23 protein-coding genes, 1 tRNA gene and 1 rRNA gene are annotated in these 22,797 nt (G+C 37.3%); all 25 read left to right on the top strand.

Annotated elements, in window-relative coordinates:
- Complete coding sequence (yabP, locus tag G4D63_RS20815) at nt 1-306, top strand: sporulation protein YabP (protein WP_163181983.1); 306 nt, start codon at nt 1-3, stop codon at nt 304-306.
- Nucleotides 303-902 carry a spore cortex biosynthesis protein YabQ gene (gene yabQ, locus G4D63_RS20810; RefSeq protein ID WP_163181982.1) on the top strand — a complete coding sequence of 200 codons (600 nt, stop codon included), beginning with the start codon at nt 303-305 and terminating at the stop codon, nt 900-902. The genes yabP and yabQ overlap by 4 nt, the downstream gene beginning before the upstream one ends.
- A gap of 16 nt (nt 903-918) precedes the next feature.
- Nucleotides 919-1,293, top strand: a complete 375-nt coding sequence (locus G4D63_RS20805; protein WP_163181981.1) for an FtsB family cell division protein — start codon at nt 919-921, stop codon at nt 1,291-1,293.
- Between the two features lie 82 nt (nt 1,294-1,375).
- The gene (locus tag G4D63_RS20800; RefSeq protein WP_163181980.1) at nt 1,376-1,819 is read left to right on the top strand and encodes a S1 domain-containing RNA-binding protein; all 444 of its coding nucleotides are present in this window, start codon (nt 1,376-1,378) and stop codon (nt 1,817-1,819) included.
- Between the two features lie 518 nt (nt 1,820-2,337).
- Nucleotides 2,338-2,411, top strand: a tRNA-Met gene (locus tag G4D63_RS20795).
- Nucleotides 2,412-2,634: 223 nt separating this feature from the next.
- Nucleotides 2,635-5,118: a stage II sporulation protein E gene (gene spoIIE, locus G4D63_RS20790; RefSeq protein WP_163181979.1), complete on the top strand. Its 2,484-nt coding sequence runs from the start codon at nt 2,635-2,637 to the stop codon at nt 5,116-5,118.
- Nucleotides 5,119-5,223: 105 nt separating this feature from the next.
- A complete protein-coding gene (locus G4D63_RS20785) occupies nt 5,224-5,961 on the top strand; it encodes a VWA domain-containing protein (RefSeq protein WP_163181978.1) in 738 nt (245 codons plus the stop codon).
- Nucleotides 5,927-6,946 carry a protein kinase domain-containing protein gene (locus G4D63_RS20780; RefSeq protein ID WP_163181977.1) on the top strand — a complete coding sequence of 340 codons (1,020 nt, stop codon included), beginning with the start codon at nt 5,927-5,929 and terminating at the stop codon, nt 6,944-6,946. Before G4D63_RS20785 ends, G4D63_RS20780 begins: the two co-directional genes overlap by 35 nt.
- Before the next feature lie 58 nt (nt 6,947-7,004).
- Nucleotides 7,005-8,387, top strand: coding sequence for a tRNA lysidine(34) synthetase TilS (gene tilS, locus G4D63_RS20775; protein WP_204559231.1), 1,383 nt, complete (start codon nt 7,005-7,007; stop codon nt 8,385-8,387).
- Nucleotides 8,388-8,411: 24 nt separating this feature from the next.
- Nucleotides 8,412-8,954 carry a hypoxanthine phosphoribosyltransferase gene (gene hpt / locus G4D63_RS21990; protein WP_204559234.1) on the top strand — a complete coding sequence of 181 codons (543 nt, stop codon included), beginning with the start codon at nt 8,412-8,414 and terminating at the stop codon, nt 8,952-8,954.
- A gap of 122 nt (nt 8,955-9,076) precedes the next feature.
- Nucleotides 9,077-11,020, top strand: a complete 1,944-nt coding sequence (gene ftsH, locus G4D63_RS20770) for an ATP-dependent zinc metalloprotease FtsH (RefSeq protein ID WP_163181976.1) — start codon at nt 9,077-9,079, stop codon at nt 11,018-11,020.
- A 221-nt stretch (nt 11,021-11,241) separates the two neighbouring features.
- Nucleotides 11,242-12,018: a type III pantothenate kinase gene (locus G4D63_RS20765; RefSeq protein WP_163181975.1), complete on the top strand. Its 777-nt coding sequence runs from the start codon at nt 11,242-11,244 to the stop codon at nt 12,016-12,018.
- 14 nt (nt 12,019-12,032) lie between these two features.
- Complete coding sequence (hslO, locus tag G4D63_RS20760) at nt 12,033-12,908, top strand: Hsp33 family molecular chaperone HslO (RefSeq protein ID WP_163181974.1); 876 nt, start codon at nt 12,033-12,035, stop codon at nt 12,906-12,908.
- Nucleotides 12,909-12,928: 20 nt separating this feature from the next.
- On the top strand, nt 12,929-13,840 hold the full coding sequence (locus G4D63_RS22315) for a peptidyl-prolyl cis-trans isomerase (RefSeq protein WP_163181973.1): 912 nt from the start codon (nt 12,929-12,931) through the stop codon (nt 13,838-13,840).
- 76 nt (nt 13,841-13,916) lie between these two features.
- On the top strand, nt 13,917-14,840 hold the full coding sequence (gene cysK, locus G4D63_RS20750; RefSeq protein ID WP_163181972.1) for a cysteine synthase A: 924 nt from the start codon (nt 13,917-13,919) through the stop codon (nt 14,838-14,840).
- Between the two features lie 146 nt (nt 14,841-14,986).
- Nucleotides 14,987-16,411, top strand: coding sequence for an anthranilate synthase component I family protein (locus G4D63_RS20745; protein WP_163181971.1), 1,425 nt, complete (start codon nt 14,987-14,989; stop codon nt 16,409-16,411).
- A 16-nt stretch (nt 16,412-16,427) separates the two neighbouring features.
- Complete coding sequence (pabA, locus tag G4D63_RS20740; protein WP_163181970.1) at nt 16,428-17,030, top strand: aminodeoxychorismate/anthranilate synthase component II; 603 nt, start codon at nt 16,428-16,430, stop codon at nt 17,028-17,030.
- Nucleotides 17,015-17,875 carry an aminodeoxychorismate lyase gene (gene pabC, locus G4D63_RS20735; RefSeq protein WP_163181969.1) on the top strand — a complete coding sequence of 287 codons (861 nt, stop codon included), beginning with the start codon at nt 17,015-17,017 and terminating at the stop codon, nt 17,873-17,875. Before pabA ends, pabC begins: the two co-directional genes overlap by 16 nt.
- A 1-nt stretch (nt 17,876) precedes the next feature.
- Nucleotides 17,877-18,725, top strand: a complete 849-nt coding sequence (gene folP / locus G4D63_RS20730; protein ID WP_239586041.1) for a dihydropteroate synthase — start codon at nt 17,877-17,879, stop codon at nt 18,723-18,725.
- Nucleotides 18,718-19,080 (top strand): dihydroneopterin aldolase, encoded by a 363-nt coding sequence (gene folB, locus G4D63_RS20725; RefSeq protein WP_163182016.1) that lies wholly within the window; start codon nt 18,718-18,720, stop codon nt 19,078-19,080. Before folP ends, folB begins: the two co-directional genes overlap by 8 nt.
- A complete protein-coding gene (folK, locus tag G4D63_RS20720) occupies nt 19,077-19,592 on the top strand; it encodes a 2-amino-4-hydroxy-6-hydroxymethyldihydropteridine diphosphokinase (protein ID WP_163181968.1) in 516 nt (171 codons plus the stop codon). Before folB ends, folK begins: the two co-directional genes overlap by 4 nt.
- Nucleotides 19,544-19,753, top strand: coding sequence for a helix-turn-helix domain-containing protein (locus tag G4D63_RS20715; RefSeq protein WP_163181967.1), 210 nt, complete (start codon nt 19,544-19,546; stop codon nt 19,751-19,753). Before folK ends, G4D63_RS20715 begins: the two co-directional genes overlap by 49 nt.
- A gap of 14 nt (nt 19,754-19,767) precedes the next feature.
- Nucleotides 19,768-20,769 carry a tRNA dihydrouridine synthase DusB gene (gene dusB / locus G4D63_RS20710; RefSeq protein WP_163181966.1) on the top strand — a complete coding sequence of 334 codons (1,002 nt, stop codon included), beginning with the start codon at nt 19,768-19,770 and terminating at the stop codon, nt 20,767-20,769.
- Nucleotides 20,770-20,885: 116 nt separating this feature from the next.
- The gene (gene lysS, locus G4D63_RS20705; RefSeq protein ID WP_163181965.1) at nt 20,886-22,388 is read left to right on the top strand and encodes a lysine--tRNA ligase; all 1,503 of its coding nucleotides are present in this window, start codon (nt 20,886-20,888) and stop codon (nt 22,386-22,388) included.
- Nucleotides 22,389-22,733: 345 nt separating this feature from the next.
- Nucleotides 22,734-22,797 (top strand): 16S ribosomal RNA (locus G4D63_RS20700); the annotation flags it as partial.

The following is a 22,797-nucleotide window of genomic DNA, read 5'->3' as shown; positions in this document are numbered from 1 at the left end:
ATGAGTCAGTACTATGATATGGGTACACAAAACAAAACAAATGCTCCTGAACATGATGTTGTGATGAGAGGAAGACGCTTGCTAGATATTACAGGTGTAAAACAGGTAGAAAGTTTTGATAATGAAGAGTTCCTACTTGAGACTGTAATGGGAATCCTGGCCATTCGTGGTCAAGGTCTACAAATGAAAAACCTTGATGTTGATAAAGGGATTGTGTCCATAAAAGGAAGAATATTCGACATAATCTATTTAGATGAGCAGCACGCGGAGAAGGCTAAAGGACTCTTTAGCAAGTTATTCCGATGAGTTTGACTGTTCAATTTTATACTATGCTTGCCATGTTTGGCATGGGAAGTTGGGTAGGAGCAGCATTAGACACGTATGGTCGCTTTCTTAAGCGATCTACTCGTGCCAGCTGGTTTGTTTTTTTAAATGATATTGCCTTCTGGGTTGTTCAAGGCCTAATTATATTTTATACACTATTAGTTGTGAATGAAGGGGAACTACGATTTTATGTTTTTCTTGCTTTATTATGTGGATTTGCAGCTTATCAAAGCCTTTTTCAGTCTTTCTATAAAAGTTTATTAGAAAGACTGATCAGTATGGTTGTAAAAACATATAAATTTTTTGCTAGGCTAGTTACAGTATTGATAATTAATCCAATTCGCTATATAATCCAGTTGCTACTAGTTTTTTTACTAGGTTTATGGAAGTTAATAATGATGGTTTCAATCTTTATTGTTAAGGTAATTTACACACCTTTTAAATGGGTTGGACTTCTAATTTGGAAGTTAACACCGAAAAAATTTAAAATCTTTTTAAACAAAATAGCAGGATTTTTAATGAAAATAAAGAATTTCAAGAATATATGGCAGAAATGGCTGAGTAAATTTCGCAGATAGGAGGTTTAAAACGAGCATGGATTCTTTTAAGAACGACAAGATCAAGCAGATCCAGTCAGATTATCATAAAATTGTAGAACAACGGGAAAAGCTCGTTTTATATCGACGACGAGGTTTAATCAGACGATTAACTGCGTTTGGTGTGATTGTCGGAATTCTAGGCTATATTATGATTTCAACATTTCTTTCACAAATTGCTGCTTATGAAAATAAACTAGAAGAAAGAGATCATTTACAAGCTGAGCTTCTAGGGATGGAAAAAAAGCAGGTGAAGCTTGAAGAGGAAATTGTAAAGCTTAACGATGATGAATATATAGCGAAGATTGCAAGACGTGACTATTTTCTTTCAGAGGATCACGAAATCATTTTCTCCATACCTGATGAAGATTAGTCTTGTTGACACTATAATTTCTGATTCGGTATAATAAAAACAATTTGATTTATGATTTATTCTAAGGAGGAGCAATTTTTTTATGTCAATCGAAGTAGGCAGCAAGTTACAAGGAAAGGTAACGGGAATTACTAATTTCGGAGCGTTTGTGGAGCTGCCAGGGGGATCAACTGGGTTAGTCCATATTAGTGAAGTAGCTGATAACTATGTTAAAGACATTAATGAACATTTAAAAGTCGGAGATGAAGTAGAAGTTAAGGTCATTAATGTGGAGAAGGATGGAAAGATTGGGCTTTCAATTAAAAAAGCCAAAGAAAGACCACCTCAAACTAGCTCATCACGACCACCAAGCTCACAACGCCCACGTAATTCAAACCGACAAGGTGGAGGTTATCGAGACCAACGCGAGCAAGAAACGTTTGAACAGAAGATGAATCGCTTTCTAAAGGATAGTGAAGATCGTTTATCTTCCCTTAAGCGTCACACTGAGTCAAAACGTGGTGGACGAGGGGCAAAACGCGGATAATTATTGCTGTCTATTACTAACATATAAAAAAGAATGGTCCTATTTATAACGAAGGGAGCCCCTGCTGCGGCTCCTTTTTTGTGTTTGTTTTTTTCATTTACCTGTCGAGGCTAACCAGGGCACTTCCGCTTTTCGTGGTATCTAGCTACAGTGCCAAGGCCCTCGAGGTCAAATAACCCTCAACAAATAAAAGGATAAATCACCTTTTCTTTGTTGAGGAACATTTGCTTTTCGGTCCTGAACGAGGCAATTCCGCTTTTCGGTGTTGTTGTTGTCTAGCTGCAGTGCCCAGCCCCTCTGGGTTAAATAACCTGAAGAGAATAAAAGGGAAGAGCGCCTTTTCTTCTCTTCAGAACATTTACCTGTCGGGGCTAACCAGGGCACTTCCGCTTTTCGGTATACCAAAGATATTCCGACATTTTTTCTTGTTTTGGTTCTTTTCGTTGTTTCTCGACAAATCTTTATTGACTTATTTCGAGAACGGTTGTAATATAGCAAATGTGCCTTAATTAAATCTTGGCGGTGTAGCTCAGCTGGCTAGAGCGTACGGTTCATACCCGTGAGGTCGTGGGTTCGACTCCCTCCGCCGCTATCAAAAAAAACTGTATCTTTTTATAAAAGATACAGTTTTTTTGTTGTATTCAAAACACCCGTTCTATTTAAAAGTTTACTAGATTATAAAAAATCCCCCAAATTGTGTTCTCTTTAAGTGAAAATAGTCGAACGATTTATATAGCTTGTCTTGTTCTTTTGACAAAATACTAGAAAAAGATTCGATATAATTACAAACAACTATATTCGCTGGGGGAGATATTATGCACGAAACTGGAAGGAATGTTACAGAAGCGGTTGCACAAGTAACAATAGTAGATCGAGTGCAAAATTCTTTGTCTCATGAACTAACCAAGCTACAAGCTAAGGTTGAAAGTATATTATTTCAAAAGGGTTTACTTCTCATGTTTATTGGTTTTCTTCTGGGACGAGCCTTAATTTTAGAACAAATCATGCCGTTTGCACTACCATATTTTGCAGCAGTTTTTACCATGAAAAGGGACAAGTCCATTCTTGCGATGATTTCTCTAGTAGCTGGTGCGGCAACCGTTGGATTCGAAAAAAGTGGACTTGTATTAGCTACAATTTTACTTTTCTTAGCCATTCGGTTAATTATTACTAGATTCAATGCATCCCTGGTAAAAGCTCTTCCGTATATCGTTTTTAGCTCAGTATTGGCTGGAAATCTTATCTTTACAGCTGTAACCTCAGGAGGTTTCTCTTTATACCACTTATCAATGGTTGCTGTTGAAGCAGGTCTTAGCTTCATCTTAACTATGATCTTCTTACAGAGTGTGCCACTTATTAGTATGAAGAGAAGAAAGCAGGCTCTAAAGACAGAAGAGATGATTTCTTTAATCATCTTACTAGCCTCGATCCTAACGGGGACGATGGGCTGGACATTGTATGATTTGTCAATCGAACATATATTTTCAAGATATTTAGTGTTAATCTTCGCGTTTTGTGCTGGAGCTACGGTGGGTTCAACAGTTGGTGTCGTAACTGGATTAATCCTTAGTTTGGCAAACGTTGCGAGTTTATATCAGATGAGTTTACTTGCCTTTTCAGGATTACTCGGAGGACTTCTAAAAGAGGGAAAAAAGTTTGGTGTTGGAATTGGGTTATTAATTGGGACATTGTTAATTGGTTTATATGGTACAGATCAAAGTACTCTGTTGAATACAGTTTTTGAATCGTTACTTGCAATTGCTTTATTTTTAGTAACTCCACAGTCACTGATATCAAAGGTAGCACGATTTATTCCAGGAACTGCTGAACATTCAGCAGAACAGCAACAGTACTTGAGAAAAATAAGAGATGTTACTGCCAATCGTGTTGAGCAGTTTTCAAGTGTTTTCCAGGCACTTTCTAGTAGTTTCTCTCAATATGGAATTAACCAGGAGGATAAGGATGATGAAAAGGAAATTGACTACTTTCTAAGCAACGTAACTGAAAAGACATGTCAAGCCTGCTTTAAGAAAGAGTTTTGTTGGTCAAAGAACTTTACTACAACATATGAGCATATGCACAAGATTATGAAAGAATCTGAAGAATTTACAATTAACCGAAATGTTAATTTTCAAAGAGAATGGGACAAGTATTGTGTAAAGTCTACAAAGGTAATTGATGCCATTCAGCATGAATTAACTTTCTATCAAGCTAATAAAAAATTAAAAAGACAAGTAAAAGACAGTCGACGTTTAGTTGCGGATCAACTATTAGGTGTGTCTCAAGTAATGGGGGATTTTGCAAAAGAAATTCAACGTGAAAGAGAAAATCATACTATTCAGGAAGAACAAATACTAGATGCATTAAGAGAGTTTGGAATTGAAATCGGCCATGCGGATATTTATAGCCTTGAGCAAGGGAATGTGGATATAGAGATGAGTATTCCTTATTGCAACGGAAGAGGAGAATGTGAAAAAATCATTGCACCAATTCTATCAGATATCATGCAAGAGACGATCGTGGTAAAACGCGAAGAATGTTCAGCATATCCCAATGGAAACTGTCATGTAAGCTTTGGTTCAGCGAAAACATATGTAATTGAAACCGGAGTTGCTAATGCTGCAATGGGGGGGGGCTTTGTTTCGGGAGATAGTTATTCGACTATTGAACTAGGTGCTGGAAAGTATGCTATTGCTATAAGTGATGGAATGGGTAACGGAGAAAGAGCACATCTTGAAAGTAATGAAACCCTGCTTCTTCTTCAAAAAATACTCAAGAGTGGGATTGAAGAAAAGGTTGCCATTAAATCTGTAAACTCTGTATTAGCTTTAAGAACAACAGATGAAATTTTCACTACACTTGATTTAGCAATGATTGATTTACAAGATGGAAACTCAAAGTTCCTTAAAATTGGTTCAACACCAAGTTTTGTAAAACGGGGAGAAAAGGTAATTAAGATTGAAGCTAGTAATTTACCAATGGGAATTATACAAGAGTTTGATGTAGATGTAGTAAGTGAACAGTTAAAAGCTGGAGATTTGCTCATTATGATGAGTGACGGAATATTTGAAGGGCCTAAACATGTTGAAAACTATGATATGTGGATGAAGAGAAAGATTAATGAGCTAGAAACAGATGACCCACAAGAGGTAGCTGACATTATCATGGAAGAGGTAATTCGCTCAAGAGGTGGTCAAATTGAGGATGACATGACAATTGTAGTAGCAAAAGTAAAACGAAATCTTCCAAGATGGGCGGCCATCTCACTTCAACGCAAAAAAGGAAATGCATCCGCTTAGATTGATTATAATTTACTAGTTTTTCGTATAATTTATTAATAGAAACGTATAAAACCTCTTCCGCTCGTCCATGATGGTAATACATTATTGAGGAGGGGATGAAACTTGAAAAAAGGTACTCTAAAGCAGATTCTATTAATCACTGATGGTTGCTCAAACCAGGGAGAAGATCCTATTGCAATGGCAGCCTTAGCTAAGGAACAAGGAATCACTGTAAATGTAATTGGTGTAATGGAAGAAGATACAATTGAAGAAAAGGGAATGGAAGAAATAGAAGGAATTGCAATGTCTGGCGGAGGAGTTAGCCAGATTGTCTATTCACAACAACTTTCTCAAACGGTCCAAATGGTAACACGAAAAGCAATGACACAAACACTACAAGGTGTTGTAAATAAAGAACTACAGCAAATACTTGGCTCCAAAACATCCATGGAAGAGCTACCTCCCGAAAAAAGAGGTGAAGTTATGGAAGTGGTTGATGAGTTAGGGGAAACGGTTGAGCTAGAGGTGCTAGTGCTAGTAGATACCAGTGCTAGTATGAAAAATAAGCTACCTACCGTCAAAGAAGCATTACTAGATCTATCACTCAGCCTGAATGCAAGAATGGGTGATAATAGATTCTCTGTATTCGTATTTCCTGGGAAAAAGAAAGAAGTAGAAAAAATACTAGATTGGACTCCAAAGCTTGAAACATTAACTTCTGTGTTCCCTAAGTTGACATCTGGAGGAATTACCCCTACTGGTCCAGCTTTACGTGAAGCACTATCACATTTTGGAAAGAAACGATCATTAAGGAGCCTGATTTCCCGTGATGAACAATACCTCGAAGAATCAGGCATGTAGAGCATCTTCAGGAACTGTTATAACAGGGAAATGGCATAGAGAGTCCTATCGAATATTAAAAGCATTAGGTTATGGTGCAAATGGCTATGTGTATCTAGCAAGTAGTACAAGTGGTTTGGTTGCAATTAAACTGAGTGATAATAGCATGTCAATTACCTCAGAGGTAAATGTACTTAAGCATTTTTCGAAGGTCCAGGAGCATAACCTAGGACCTTCTTTGCTAGATGTCGATGATTGGTATCGCCCAGAGCTTGGCATAACAGTCCCTTTTTATGTAATGGAATATGTAAAGGGAGAGAATTTCATTACATTTATAGAAAATCGAGGAGAAGAATGGACAGGCATTCTATGCTCTCAACTTTTAATGGACTTAGATAAACTGCATGAAGCAGGATGGGTATTTGGCGATTTAAAGCCGGACAATCTATTGGTAGCGGGGCCACCTCCCCAGATACGATGGTTAGATGTGGGTGGTGTTACGCTACAAGGAAGGTCTATAAAAGAATTTACTGAGTTTTTTGATCGAGGATATTGGGGCATGGGATCAAGAGTAGCAGAACCATCATATGATCTTTTTGCAGTAGCAATGATTATGATTAATGCGGCTATTCCAAAGCGTTTCCAGAAGGAGCCAAATAACTCAGAGCAACTGAAACGGATTATTCAGACAACCCCTTCTCTTCATAAATATCAAGATGTTCTTATGAATGCGATTGGTGGAAAATATCAAAGAGCTATCGAAATGAGAAAAGACCTTGTCCATTTAATGAGCAAGGCGAGTAACTCAACCACTCCAGTGATTCCAAAGGTAAAACAACGAAGAGCGAGCAAGCCTTTAAAACAAAGTAAACCAGTTAAGCCAGATCCTATACATGTTGTCAAAAAGCCAAAAACAAAAAGTAAAACAGGTTATATTGAAACAGTTTTAATTATTATGTTTCTGCTATTAGCATATCTACTCTATATTTATGGTCAGTTATTATAAGGAGTGGTACGATAGTTTAAGGTAGATTATTTTTAATAGAATTGGGAACGAGTGGAATATGAAAGAAAAGGTTCAGCGTTTTATTACTAAACATAAGCTTTTAGAAGCAAATGCTACAATTGTAGTAGGGGTATCTGGTGGTCCTGATTCCCTTGCTTTACTTCATTATCTAGCATTACATAGGGAAAGCAAAGGATACAATGTCATTGCGGCACACATCGATCATATGTTCAGAGGGGAACAATCTGCTGATGAAATGCGGTTCGTTCAAGAGTTTTGTGAGGAAATGAATATTCAATGTGAAACAAAACAAGTAGACGTTGAAGAATATCGGCAGCAAAAGGGCATATCAAGTCAACAAGCAGCAAGGGAATGCAGATATCACTTCTATGAAGATGTTATGAATCAGTATAAGGCTAGCCATTTAGCACTAGGCCAGCATGGTGATGATCAAATTGAAACCATTTTAATGAGGTTGGTCAGAGGAGCACTTGGGAAGGCAGTTACAGGAATTCAGCCCAAGCGGCCATTTGGCAAAGCATATATCATAAGACCATTTTTAGTAGTAACAAAAGAAGAAATACTAAAGTACTGTGATAAACATAAGTTACAACCGCGGTTTGATCCATCAAACTCAAAAGATCTATATACAAGAAATAGATTTCGAAAAAACATGCTACCTTTTTTAAAACAAGAGAACCCTAATGTACATACGTTATTTCAACAATTTAGTGAACGACAATTAGAGGACGAACTCTTTTTAGAGGCATTAACAAGAGACAGAATGAATACAGTTATAAAAAAGAAAAAAGATAACCATGTAGAAATCTCAATCGGAGAGCTTTTGGTTTTGCCTATTCCTTTACAAAGAAGGGGACTTCAACTAATATTAAACTATCTTTATGTTCATTTACCTAGCTCTTTAAGCTTTTTACATATCGAAGAAATCTTAAAATTAGCAAAGAGTGAGCACCCCTCAGGATTTTTAAACTTCCCAAAAGGATTAATTATTAGGCGTTCTTATAATAACTGTATTTTTACTTTTAAAGAGGAAACAGTAAGTACATACACTTATTTTTTGGGAAATGAGGACAAGGTGTTACTTCCAGAAAACCAAAAGATATGGTCGGAAACTTATCATCAATATCCATCTAGCATCAATAATTCTATGCTGGTGTTGGATTCTGCGACAATTTCCTTTCCTTTACTTGTAAGAAATCGTCAACAAGGTGACAAAATACAATTAAAGGGAACCAATGGATCTAAAAAAATAAAGGATATTTTTATTGATGAAAAAGTACCGATTATAGAGCGAGATACTTGGCCGATTATAGAGGACCAAGAAGGAGCCATCTTGTGGGTACCTGGGCTAAAAAAATCAAGGTTTGAAACAAATGATATGAATAAGTCGTCGTATACAGTTTTATTCTATACAAGGTAATGAACTTCTAGGAGGACCAAAAGCATGCATGATGAGATTGAGAAGGTACTGGTAGCTGAAGAAGAGATTCAAAAAAAAGTGGCTGAGTTAGGTGAAGTATTAACAAATGAATACAAAGATCGCTTTCCACTAGCTGTAGGTGTTTTAAAAGGAGCAATGCCCTTTATGGGGGATTTGCTTAAAAGAGTTGAAACTCATCTGGAAATGGATTTCATGGATGTTTCTAGCTATGGAAACTCTACTGTTTCATCCGGAGAGGTTAAAATTATTAAAGATTTAAACACGTCAGTAGAAGGAAGAGATATCTTAATTATTGAAGATATCATTGATAGTGGTTTAACTTTAAGCTATCTTGTTGAATTATTTAAGTATCGTAAAGCTAAATCCATTAAGATTGTTACACTGCTTGATAAGCCTACTGGCAGAAAGGTTGATATCAAAGCAGACTTTGTGGGGTTTGTTGTACCTGATGAATTTGTGGTTGGTTATGGTTTAGATTTTGCAGAAAGATATCGTAATCTTCCGTATATCGGTATTCTAAAACCAGAAGTATATACAAAAGCGTAAAATTGGAAGGTTAGAATTAAACGATTTTCACTATCCAATGTTTTCAAGGTAATAATTTGTAATTCATTAATGTCATATGGTACTATTTACTATAGTTTGTTTGTTTTGGGAGGAGGTAAGGGATGAATCGGATCTTCCGTAATACTATCTTTTATTTATTAATTTTCTTAGTTGTAATAGGTGTAGTTAGCTTTTTTAATGGTACAAACCAACAGACAGAGCAGCTAACATATAACCAGTTTATACAGCACCTAGAAGATGGAGAAGTAGCAGAAATTTCTATCCAGCCAGAACGCGGAGTGTATGAAATCCGTGGTAAATTAGATTCTTATGATGAAGAAACAACATTTCTTACATATGTAACAAATAGTCCTCAGGCGCTTGAGCGTATTGATGCACTAGCAGAACAAGGTGGGGATGTAGAACCACTTCCTGCTGAAGAAACAAGTGGATGGGTAACATTCTTCACGTCTATCATTCCGTTTGTAATTATCTTTATCTTATTCTTCTTCTTATTAAATCAAGCACAAGGCGGAGGTAGCCGTGTGATGAATTTTGGTAAGAGTAAGGCTAAGCTTTATAGTGAAGAAAAGAAAAAGGTTCGTTTCAAGGATGTAGCGGGTGCAGATGAAGAAAAGCAAGAGCTTGTCGAAGTCGTCGAGTTCCTAAAAGATCCAAGGAAATTTGCTGAATTGGGTGCACGAATTCCAAAGGGAATCCTACTTGTAGGACCTCCAGGGACAGGTAAAACCCTATTAGCTCGTGCTGCTGCAGGAGAAGCAGGAGTTCCGTTCTTCTCTATTAGTGGTTCTGATTTCGTTGAGATGTTTGTTGGGGTCGGGGCATCCCGTGTTCGTGACCTTTTTGAAAACGCAAAGAAAAATGCTCCTTGTATCATCTTTATAGATGAGATTGATGCGGTAGGTCGTCAACGTGGTGCAGGTTTAGGTGGAGGTCATGATGAAAGAGAACAGACCCTAAACCAGTTACTAGTTGAAATGGATGGATTTGGTGCAAACGAAGGAATCATTATTGTAGCAGCAACTAACCGTCCTGATATTTTAGATCCTGCCTTATTACGTCCAGGACGTTTTGACCGTCAAATAACAGTTGATCGCCCAGATGTAAAAGGTCGTGAAGCAGTACTACAAGTTCATGCTCGAAACAAGCCATTGTCTGAACATGTTGATTTAAAGGCTATCGCACAGCGTACACCAGGTTTCTCAGGTGCGGACCTAGAAAACTTATTAAATGAAGCTGCTCTTGTAGCTGCTAGACAAAATAAAAAAGTAATTGAGGCCGACGATATCGATGAGGCAACAGACCGTGTAATTGCGGGGCCAGCTAAGAAGAGTCGAGTTGTTTCTCAAAAAGAACGTAATATAGTTGCTTATCATGAAGCTGGTCACGTTATTATTGGTGTCGTTCTTGACGAAGCTGACATGGTACATAAGGTAACGATTGTACCAAGAGGCCAAGCTGGTGGTTATGCAGTGATGCTTCCTAAGGAAGATCGTTACTTTATGACTAAGCCTGAACTACTTGATAAGATTACTGGATTACTTGGTGGTCGTGTAGCGGAGGAAATTGTTTTCGGTGACGTAAGTACTGGAGCACACAATGACTTCCAACGAGCAACTGGTATTGCACGTAAAATGGTTACTGAATATGGTATGAGTGATAAACTTGGACCACTTCAGTTTGGTCAACCTCAAGGTGGTCAGGTATTCCTAGGTAGAGATATTCATAATGAGCAAAATTATAGTGATAAGATTGCTTATGAAATCGACTTAGAAATTCAACGTTTCATTAAGGAAAGCTATGAAAAGGCAAGACAAATCCTTACTGAAAACCGTGATAAACTAGAGCTAATCGCTAAAACTCTTCTTGAAGTAGAAACTCTAGATGCTGCACAAATTAAGCATCTCGTTGAAAAGGGTACACTTCCGGATCGTCCTGAAACGGTTATAACTAAGAGTGATTCAACAGAAGAACTTAAAGTTAATATTCATACAAAAAAAGAAGAGCCTAAAGAAGAAGAGAAAAAAGAAGAAGATAATAAATAATTAGAAGTTAGGGGAAACCCTAGCTTCTTTTTCATTAGCTTTGCTTTAGATTGTATTGTATATATACTTTAATGGTTTGGAGATATGAAGTTTATCCGGTTCCACCCCGGGGGAATAACCCCAAATATACAGAGTTCCTTATATGTCCTTATCATCTTCTTATGATAAGATGAAGGTAGGTTAATTTAATCAATATTTAGAAACAATAGTAGGTGAAAACCATGATTTTTGTATTGGATGTAGGAAACTCAAATACAGTTTTAGGTGTCTTCGAGAATGATGTATTAAAGCATCACTGGAGGTTTGAAACGAACCGAAATAAAACGGAAGATGAGTACGCTATGCTCATTAAGGCCCTCCTACTTCATGAAAGTATCACATTTCATGATATTAAAGGGATTATTATTTCATCAGTGGTTCCACCGATTATGTTCTCACTAGAAAAGATGTGTCTGAAGTATTTTAAAATTTCACCTCTTATTGTAGGGCCTGGAATTAAAACAGGTCTTAATATTAAATACGAAAATCCAAGAGAGGTAGGAGCAGACCGAATAGTTAATGCTGTGGCAGGAATTGCTCAATACGGTGGTCCTTTGATTATCGTAGATTTTGGAACAGCAACTACTTACTGTTACATAAATGAACATAAGCAATACATGGGGGGGGCCATTGCTCCCGGAATAAACATCTCAACTGAAGCTTTATATTCTAGAGCAGCTAAGCTACCGAGAATTGAAATTACTAGACCGGAAGCGATAGTAGGGAAGAACACAATCAGTGCGATGCAAGCTGGAATTGTATACGGCTATGTTGGCCAGGTTGAAGGTATTGTGAAAAGAATGAAGGAAGAGACACAATCAAATCCTAAGGTGATTGCAACAGGTGGACTTGCATCCTTAATTGCAAAAGAGTCCAATTTAATAGACGTAATAGATCCATTCTTAACTCTAAAGGGTTTACAAATGATTTATGTACGCAACCAAAGAATGACTGAATAGAGAGGAGAATTATTTTGTCAGATTATTTAATACGAGCACTCGCTTATGATAACCAAGTTAGAGCGTTTGCGGTAAGGTCAACAGAAACGGTTAGTGAGGCACAGAAACGTCATGATACATGGCCTACAGCATCAGCCGCTTTAGGAAGGGCAATGACTGCTGGAGTAATGATGGGAGCAATGCTTAAAGGTAATGATAAGCTTACCATCAAGATAGAAGGAAAAGGACCAATTGGTGCGATTATTGTTGATAGTGATGGGAAGGGACATGTCCGTGGGTATGTAACAAATCCACATGTGCATTTTGATTTAAATAGCAAAGGAAAGCTTGATGTGGCTAGAGCAGTGGGCACAGAAGGCAACCTGACTGTTGTAAAAGATTTAGGATTACGTGACCACTTCTCAGGGCAGGTTCCGATTATTTCAGGAGAACTTGGTGAGGACTTTACCTACTATTTTGCTTCTTCTGAGCAGGTTCCTTCTTCTGTAGGGGTAGGGGTACTTGTAAATCCTGATAACAGTATATTAGCTTCAGGTGGATTTATCATACAATTACTACCCGGAACTAGTGAAGAAACCATTGATTATATTGAGAAAAGACTTAGTACGATTGAGCCTATATCCAAGCTCATTCAAAAGGGCCTGACCCCTGAACAAATATTGGATGAGGTATTAGGTGAGGGGAAAGTTAGGGTATTAGATAAAATGCCAATCTCATTTGAATGTCATTGCTCAAAAGAACGTATAGAAAGTGCAATAAAGAGTCTTGGAAAAGAAGAGATAGAAGATATGATTGAAAAAGAGGGTCAAGCAGAAGCCCAATGTCACTTTTGTAATGAAATGTACCATCTAAATAAAGAAGAACTCATTTCCTTGTTACCAAAAGACTAGATGAGTAGGGAGAGTTGATTGTGGCGAATAAATCAATTTGGGTTATTGTTTTTACCTTAGTAGCTACAAACTGTTTAACGATTGGAATGTGGTTAAAGGGAAATCAAGAACAGGTAGAGATTCCAGCAACAGTAGCTACAGCCAGTATTACTGATGAGGTTGTTGCGACCATTGGTGAGAAGAATATTACTCAGCAAGAATGGCTTCACCAACTTGAAAAACTTTACGGTAAAGAGACACTAAAAGAGATTGTTAATCGAGAGGTTATATACCAGCTGGCTGATCAGTATAATATTACAGTGTCAGAAGATCTTATTGAGCAAGAGATGACCATTATTAAAGCAATGTACAACTCAATTGATAATGAGAAAATTGCTGATGAAGAAGACTTACGAAAACAAATAGAATATAACATTCTTTTAGAAGAGATGCTCACTAAAGATGTAGTAATCCCTGATGAGGATGTTGAGGAATTTTATAAAGAAAATCAAAGTCTATATGATATTCCGACAACCTACCATCTATCTCATATAAAGGTTACTACCGAGGAAGAGGCTGAGACAGTGATCACCGAGTTAGAAAATGGATCTGACTTCTCTGTATTAGCAATGGAAAAATCAATTGATGAATTTACCTCTAATCAGGGAGGAGATTTAGGGTATGTAACAGTTGAGAGTGGGTACATACCAGCTGAATATGAGGATGTCTTAAGTAGTCTAAATGTTAACTCATGGGAAGGTCCTGTTCAGGTGGGAGAGGAGTTTGCAGTTCTTTATCTTCATGAAATCATGGAAGGAAAAGAATACTCTTTTGATGATGTAAAAGAGCACATTCGCAGACAACTAGCCTTAGGACAAATAGAAGGTCGTGTTACGGCAGAGCAGTTCTGGAATGAAATTGAAGTAGATTGGTTCTATGGTCAATCAAACTAATTGACAATTCTAACATCTTTTGTTAATTTTTATAATATAAAACCTATGAAAATACTAGGGATTAAGGGGTGGAAGAATGAGAGTCGCAAATTCTATTACAGATCTTATTGGTGAAACACCAATAGTAAAGCTAAACAAGCTAGTCGATGAGGATATGGCAGATGTTTATTTAAAGCTTGAATTCATGAATCCAGGTAGCAGTGTTAAAGATCGAATTGCATTAGCGATGGTGGAAGCTGCTGAAAAGAATGGAACACTAAAGCCAGGAGATACAATTATTGAACCAACTAGTGGTAACACTGGAATTGGGTTAGCGATGGTTGCTGCTGCAAAGGGCTATAAGCTAATTGTATCAATGCCTGAAACTATGAGTATAGAGAGACGTAATTTATTACGTGCGTATGGAGCAGAATTAGTATTAACACCTGGTCCAGAGGGGATGAACGGTGCTGTTAAAAAGGCAGAGGAGTTAGCCAAGGAAAAGGGATACTTCATGCCTCAGCAATTTAAAAACACAGCAAACCCCGAAGTACATCGTTTAACAACTGGCCCTGAGATTGTAAAGCAAATGGGAGAACAATTAGATGCATTTGTTTCTGGAATTGGCACAGGTGGGACGATTACGGGAGCAGGCTCTGTATTGAAGGAGCATTATCCAAATATAAAATTATATGCTGTTGAACCTGCAGACTCCCCTATCTTAGCTGGTGGAAAGCCCGGTCCTCATAAGATTCAGGGAATCGGAGCAAACTTCATACCTGAAATTCTAGATACTAAGCTCTACGATGGAATTGTTCATGTGAAAAATGAAGAAGCTTTCGAGTATGGGAGACGTGCAGCGCGTGAAGAAGGTCTACTAGGTGGGATTTCTTCAGGAGCAGCGATCTTTGCAGCGTTAAAAGTAGCCAAAGAGTTAGGCAAGGGCAAAAAGGTTCTAGCCATTATCCCGAGTAATGGTGAGCGCTACTTAAGTACACCTTTATATCAATTTGAAGAATAGATTAAAAACAACCTGAAATATGGTTGTTTTTTTTATTTTGTACGCTAATAGGCTGGCGTGAAGTGGAAATAAAAAAACAACCGAAAATAATGTTAAGACATAGGGAATGATGTATTATAGAAGTATTGTAAAGGAGCGTGACTTGAATGAGTAAGAGCTATCCGTTTTATAAAACAATAAAGATAGAGAAAAATGATTGGTTTCCTCGCTTTCAACAAGTAAGCAGAGACTATGAATATCACGCTCTACTGGAAAGTGGAAGAGGCGGAAGATATAGTATGTTTGGTTTGGAGCCAATAGCTATTCTAAATGGTAAGGATGGAACACTCGAGATTACAGGAGATAACTTTACAGAACAATATACAGGAAATCCTCTACATCTAATGAAGGATTGGATGAAGAAATTTCAAGTGGAAATGAATTCAGAACTTCCTTTTTTTCAAGGTGGTGCCATTGGTTATATAAGCTACGATTATGTGAGATATATTGAACGCCTTCAGCGTGAATCATTAGATGACTTAAAGATACCAGATTTATACTTTTTACTATATAATGACCTTTTTGTGTATGATCATCACGAGGAATTATTATATATAATAGCCTGCATGGACTCTCATTCAACAGATGAACTAGTACAAGAGAAACTTCAGACTCTAGAATCTATCTGGGAAGGCAATAATTCTGCTAAAGAACATGAACATAGTTCCATTAAAGTAGATTGTGAGAAAATAGATGTTTCACTTACAGAAGAAGAGTTTAGACAAGCCGTCGAAAAGATTCAAAATTATATTAGTCAAGGAGATGTCTTCCAGGTAAATCTATCGGTTAGGCAATCGCAGTCTCTATTAGTAGAGCCAATAGATGTATATACAGCATTAAGGAGTATAAATCCATCACCATATATGGCCTATATATATACACCTGAATTTCAGATTGTAAGTGGATCACCGGAGCTTCTCGTAAAAAAACAAGGTGATCAGGTTAGCACTAGACCTATCGCTGGAACCCGTTCAAGAGGTAAAGATGAGCACGAGGATGAAAAGTTAGCTTCTGAACTCATTGAAAATGAAAAAGAGCGAGCAGAGCATGTGATGCTAGTAGACTTAGAGAGAAATGATCTGGGTAAAGTATGCCGATATGGGACTGTAGAAGTAGACGAGTTTATGGTGATTGAACGGTACTCTCATGTCATGCATATTGTATCGAATGTAAAAGGAACATTATTTGATCACTACGATGCATATGATGTCATTGACGCAGTTTTTCCAGGTGGGACAATTACTGGTGCACCGAAAGTTAGGACTATGGAAATCATTGAAGAACTTGAACCGGTAAGAAGAGGTATTTATACTGGCTCTATAGGCTGGATTGGGTATAATGGGGATATGGAGTTAAATATAACGATTCGAACGATGCTTGTAAAGGACGGTATAGCCCATATCCAAGCAGGTGCTGGAGTCGTGATTGATTCTAACCCTATCTCTGAATACAAGGAATCGCTTAAGAAAGCAAAAGCTTTATGGAAGTCAAAGGAAGTAGCAGAGCAGAAGAGAGTAGTAGAACAAGTTTAGCGGAGGAGAGAATAGTATGATATTAATGATTGATAACTATGATTCATTTACTTTTAACCTTGTACAATATTTAGGAGAGCTTGGACAAGAACTTATAGTGAAGAGAAATGACCAAATCACCATTTCAGAAATTGAAGAATTAAATCCAACATTTCTTATGATTTCACCAGGACCATGTAGTCCGAATGAAGCTGGGATTAGCTTAGAGGCAATTGAGTACTTTGCAGGAAAGATTCCGATATTCGGAGTTTGCCTTGGACACCAATCGATAGCTCAAGTTTTTGGTGGAGATGTGGTTCGTGCAGATCGCTTAATGCATGGAAAGACCTCTCCTATTTCGCATAATGGAAAAACAATTTTCGAAGGGGTAGAAGAGCCTTTTACAGCTACTAGATACCATTCATTAATAGTAAAAAAAGAAACGTTACCAGAAGTATTAGAGGTGACAGCTTGGACTGAAGAAGGAGAAATTATGGCAATTAGACATAAGGACCTTCCTATAGAAGGTGTCCAATTCCATCCAGAGTCCATCATGACATCTGCTGGTAAAAAACTATTACAAAATTTTATTGATCTTCATGGAGGAAAACAAAAAACAACTGCATGTACATCTATATAAATGGCCGTATTATAAAAGAAGAAGAAGCACTAATATCAATATTTGATCATGGGTTTATGTATGGTCTTGGTTTATTTGAAACTTTTCGAGTATATCAAGGCCATGCTTTTTTGTTTAATGACCATATGGAACGTTTGCGTGAAGGCTTAACGGAACTTGATATAAGATGGAATGTTACCAATGAGGAGATCCTAGATGCTGTGAATGACCTCCTCGTAAAAAATAATTTAAAAGATGCCTACATTCGCCTGAATGTATCAGCAGGTCCTAGCTCTCTTGGGTTACCAATGGAAACCTATGAAGCTCCGACTACCATTATCTATATAAAATCGATTCCTCAACTTGCAAATAAAAAGGAAGGCGTTTTCCTTGAAACATTACGTAATACACCCGAGGGAAGATATCGCCTAAAATCCCACCACTATTTAAATAATATTCTGGGAAAGAGAGAGATTGGACAAGCTTCTGATAAAGAAGGAATCTTCTTAACAAAGGAAGGTTTTCTTGCTGAAGGAATTGTATCTAATCTTTTTTGGGTAAAAGATAGGGTTGTGTATACACCTCATATTGATACGGGAATATTGAATGGTATTACTAGGCGTTTTGTGCAAAAACTACTTAATAAAAAAGGGATTAAAGTTGAGGAAGGTTTTTATATGAAAGAAGACATTCTTTCAAGTGATGAAGTATTTGCAACAAACTCCATACAAGAAATCTTCTCTATTACGCACATAGGAAGTCAGTCTTATGAGCCTACTACAAATGCCATAGCTGAACTTTTGCAAAAAGAATATCGTCACTACACATCTTTTCTAGCAACAATGAACCAGATGGAGGATAAATAAATTGTCTACAATTGTAATTAATAGAACAAAAGGAAATGATGAAACATTAGATTTTAACAAGAAAACGTATATCATGGGGATTTTGAATGTTACACCGGATTCATTTTCAGATGGTGGAAGTTATCCAACCATAGAAGGAGCGGTAGAGCGAGCACGTAAAATGATTCAGGAAGGTGCTGATATTATTGATATTGGTGGAGAGTCTACCCGACCTGGATCAGTAAAGGTATCACTTTCTGATGAATTGGAAAGAACCATACCTGTAATTGAACAACTCTCTAAACAAATAGATGCTCCAATCTCAATTGATACATATAAAGCTGAAGTGGCTAAACAGGCTATAGAAGCGGGTGCACATATAATTAATGATGTATGGGGAGCGAAGGCAGACCCTAATATGGCTAAGGTTGCTGCACACTTTCAAGTACCTATTATTCTCATGCATAATAGAGATAATAAGAATTATAGGAATCTAATGAAGGATATTACATCTGACCTAATGGAGAGTATTTCGATTGCAAAATTTGCAGGGGTTAAGGATGAGCAGATTATCTTGGATCCGGGTATTGGTTTTGCAAAGGACTTCAACATGAATATAGAAGTACTTCAAAATCTTGATCAAATCGTTGCACTCGGGTATCCTGTCTTACTTGGAACCTCAAGGAAATCATTTATTGGTCAGATTTTAGATGTACCAGCTAATGAAAGAATAGAAGGAACTGGAGCAACGGTTTGCCAAGGCATAATTAAGGGTTGTCATATCATGCGTGTTCACGATGTAGTTGCTATATCTAGGATGTCAAAAGTTATGGATGTACTTGTAGGCAAAGGGGGAGAGGAAAATCGATAAAATTGAGCTTCATGAAATGATGTTTTACGGATATCACGGAGTACTGCCAGAGGAAACCAAACTTGGTCAACGCTTTGTAGTTGATCTTTCTTTGTCTATGGACCTCTCGAAAGCAGGGAAAAGCGATGATTTAGAGGATACTGTAAACTATGCTGAGGTTTATAACTTATGTAAGAGTATTGTGGAGGGGGAACCAAAACAATTAATAGAAGCCGTGGCAGAGGAGATTTGTCATCAGATTCTTACAGTCTTTCTAAAAGTTGAAGAGTGTACAATTACATTTATTAAACCAGATCCACCAATACGGGGTTACTATAAATCTGTAAGTGTAAGTTTGACTAGAGGTAGAAAATGAACCGAGTATTTATAGCATTAGGTTCAAATATCGAAGATCGTACAACTTATTTAAAAGCGGGAATATCTGCTATACAAGAACACGATATCAAGCTTATCAGTTATTCATCAATTTATGAAACAGATCCAGTTGGTTATTTGGAACAAGAGTCATTTCTAAATATGGTAATAGAAGTTTATACCAAGAAATCACCATTACAACTATTGTCATCCCTACAAGGAGTGGAATCTCAACTTGGGAGAAATAGGGAGATTAAGTGGGGGCCGAGAACGTTAGACCTTGACATTTTACTCTATAACCAAGAGAATATTGAAACAGAAGATTTAATTGTACCCCATCCTAGAATGGATGAACGTGCATTTGTGATCGTTCCGTTAATAGAAATCGATCAACAGTTAGTCATACGTGATAAAAGTATCCTAAACATTTATGAGGAACTATCAGATAGAGAAGGTGTTAGATTATGGAAGCGGAGAAATGGGGAAGACGTATTCGAGCTTTTCGAAAGCTAAAGGGATATACCCAAGAAGAGTTTGCAAAAGACTTAGGCATTTCTGTATCAGTCCTTGGTGAAGTTGAAAGAGGAAATCGTTTGCCTAGTCAGGAACTTATTCAAAATGTTGCTTCGGCACTAAATATAACGTTAGAGGAATTAAAACCAGCTGAAGATTAGGGGAGGTAAGAAACATGTTGAAAATTGGAGACATTCAGATTAAAAATCAAGTTGTCCTTGCCCCAATGGCTGGAGTTTGTAATGCGGCTTTCCGTTTAACGGTCAAGGAGTTTGGTGCTGGACTTGTTTGTGCAGAGATGGTCAGTGATAAAGCCATTCTATATAAAAATGCTAAAACAATGGGAATGCTTTATATTGACGAACAAGAAAAGCCACTAAGCCTACAGATTTTCGGTGGAGAAAAAGAAACACTAGTTGAAGCTGCTAAGTTTGTTGATAAAAATACAACTGCAGATATCATTGATATTAACATGGGTTGTCCAGTACCAAAAATCACAAAATGTGATGCAGGTGCAAAGTGGCTACTAGATCCTAATAAGATCTATGAAATGGTGGCGGCAGTAGCAGACGCAGTGGATAAACCAGTTACTGTTAAAATGAGAATGGGCTGGGATGAGAACCACATCTATGCTATTGAAAATGCTAGAGCTGTTGAACGTGCAGGCGGTAAAGCAGTTGCACTTCATGGTCGTACACGTGTTCAAATGTATGAGGGTCATGCTAATTGGGATATTATTAAGGAAGTTAAGCAAGCTGTCTCTATTCCTGTCATTGGGAATGGAGATGTACAAACACCACAGGATGCTAAGAGAATGTTAGACGAAACTGGAGTAGATGGTGTTATGATCGGCCGTGCAGCTTTAGGTAATCCTTGGATGATCTATCAGACAGTTAAATACCTGGAAACAGGTGAGTTAATGCCAGAACCATCAGTACGTGAGAAGATTGATGTTTGTATTTTACATTTAGATAGACTAATTGCCTTAAAGGGTGAAAGTGTGGCTGTTAGAGAAATGCGTAAGCATGCAGCGTGGTATCTAAAAGGAATCCCTGGAAATGCAAAGGTTCGTAATGGAATTAATGAATGTAACACGCGTAATGATTTAGTGGTCCTTTTAACTTATTTAATAGAACTAGTGGAAGCAAACGAAGAAAACAAGATACAAGTTGGCTAATCCGTTTGACTTCCCTTTCAGACTAACCTATAATACCCATAAAGATGATTGCCTACTGCCAGTACGTTACTGGCAGTTTTATTCATTTATATACAAACGTGCTTGGAGTGAGAATAATGAGTTTTGATGAGTTAAATGACCAGCTAAAAGTCCGCAGAGAGAAACTACATAAGCTACGTGAAAAAGGATTAGATCCATTTGGAAAACGATTTGACCGTACACATACATCAAAGGAATTACTTTCATTATTTGGTGAGAAGTCTAAGGAAGAGTTAGACGAACAAAATGTTGAAGTGACGATTGCTGGACGGATTATGACCAAGCGAGGTAAGGGGAAAGCTGGATTCACACATATTCAAGACCTTACAGGACAAATCCAACTTTATATCAGACAGGATGCAATTGGTGAAGAGTCTTATGAAGTTTTTGATACTGCCGACCTTGGAGATATAGTCGGTGTAACGGGAACAGTTTTCAAGACAAAAGTAGGAGAGCTTTCAATAAAAGCCAGTGCCTTCGATTTGTTAACGAAGTCATTGAAGCCACTACCAGAAAAATACCATGGTTTAAAGGATGTAGAACAAAGATATAGACAAAGATATTTAGATCTCATAATGAATATGGAAAGTCGTGAAACTTTCATCTTAAGAAGTAAGATCATTCAATCTATGAGAAGATATCTAGATGATCAAGGTTATCTAGAAGTAGAAACTCCAACTATGCACTCAATTGCAGGTGGGGCGTCTGCTAGACCTTTTATAACTCATCACAATGCGTTGGACATGACTCTTTATATGCGTATAGCAATAGAGCTACACTTAAAGCGACTAATTGTAGGTGGCCTAGAAAAGGTTTATGAAATTGGACGAGTATTTAGAAACGAAGGAATTTCGACTAGACACAATCCCGAATTCACTATGCTAGAGCTTTATGCTGCATATGGTGACTATAAAGATATCATGAACCTAACTGAAAATGTAATTGCTCATATAGCTAAAGATGTACTAGGAACAACAACAGTTCAATATGGTGAGCATACAATTAATTTAGAGCCTGAGTGGAAAAGACTCCATATGGTAGATGCAATTAAAGAGTATGTGGGTGTTGACTTCTGGAAGGAAATGACTGTGGAAGAGGCTAGAGAATTAGCTAAAGAACACGGTGTCGACATTAATGCACATATGCAATATGGCCATATCGTAAATGAATTTTTTGAGCAAAAGGTTGAGGAACTTCTAATTCAGCCTACCTTTATTTATGGACATCCAGTTGAAATTTCTCCTCTAGCTAAAAAGAATCCTGAGGATCCTCGATTCACAGATAGGTTTGAACTGTTTATTGTAGCTAGAGAGCATGCAAATGCATTTACTGAGCTAAATGATCCGATTGATCAAAGAGAAAGATTCGAAGCTCAGTTAAAGGAAAAGGAACAAGGAAATGATGAAGCACATGAGATGGATGAGGATTTCATTGAAGCTTTAGAATATGGTATGCCACCAACTGGTGGACTTGGAATTGGAATCGACCGTTTAGTTATGTTATTAACGAATTCACCATCAATTCGTGATGTGCTACTATTCCCTCAAATGAGACATAGAGAAGCAGCTAAAACGGAATAAAGGGAAACCTGCTGAATATTCAGCAGGTTTTTTTATATGAATAGGGAAAAGATTCCTGTTGTATTCAGTTAAACAGAATGGTATATTAAAATTCGTTGTCGCAAAGGGCAAAGTTATTCCAAGAAAACTTTATTAAAAATATTGTTGACTTCAAAAACTAAAGATGATATATTAATAAAGTCGCTTTTGAGACATGCAATAAGTTCTTTGAAAACTAAACAAAACGTCAAGCGTGTTGGTCTTTAAAAACCAACGCAAGTAATAAATTTTTAAATCTACTTTATAGTTATTTTCGCTAATGCAAAAAACTAAGTAGATTGCCGGTGTAATGAGCAATCAAACACTTTATTGGAGAGTTTGATCCTGGCTCAGGACGAACGCTGGCGGCGTGCCTAATACATGCAAGTCG

Source organism: Bacillus mesophilus, assembly GCF_011008845.1.
Classification (GTDB): domain Bacteria; phylum Bacillota; class Bacilli; order Bacillales; family SA4; genus Bacillus_BS; species Bacillus_BS mesophilus.
The sequence above is the reverse complement of the archived record's forward strand: the minus strand, read 5'-3'. Positions and strand labels throughout refer to the sequence as shown.